General features: G+C 51.0%; 1 protein-coding gene. It reads left to right on the top strand.

Annotation, left to right across the window (positions count from 1 at the left end; genetic code table 11):
• Positions 1 to 11: 11 nt before the first annotated feature.
• Positions 12 to 400, top strand: a 389-nt coding sequence (locus QWJ41_RS20850; RefSeq protein WP_302710387.1) for a hypothetical protein, incomplete at its 3' end; no start/stop codon positions are given.

Here is a 400-nt window from a genome sequence, read left to right as displayed (position 1 = left end):
GGTAAAACAAAATGAAAACTTTGATCTGCGTTTGCTTGATCGTCGGCATTGCCCTCGCCGCAGACAAGAAAGAGAAAGTTGAGGAAAAGAAAGTGGATAAGCGTGGTGTCATTGGATTAGGCATCGCAGGTCATGGTATATTAAACGGAGGATATGGAGCCGGTTTAGGCGGATTAGGATTGGGCAGAGGCGGCGGATTGGGAGGTATTGGTTTGGGAACTCTAGGCACCGGAATAGGCTTTGGCGCTGGCGGAGCAGGACTTGGTGGTGCTGGACTTGGTGGTGCTGGAATCGGTGGTGGTGCTGGACCCGCCGTTGAATTGAGTTCACATGCTCATACTCATACCACAATTACAAGAAACTTGGGTGTACCAATCCCGGCGCCAGTGCCAGTTCCAAT

The organism is Nocardioides cremeus (genome assembly GCF_030518195.1).
Classification (GTDB): domain Bacteria; phylum Actinomycetota; class Actinomycetes; order Propionibacteriales; family Nocardioidaceae; genus Nocardioides; species Nocardioides cremeus.
Note: the sequence above shows the minus strand (reverse complement) of the source record. Positions and strands in the feature narration are given on the sequence as shown.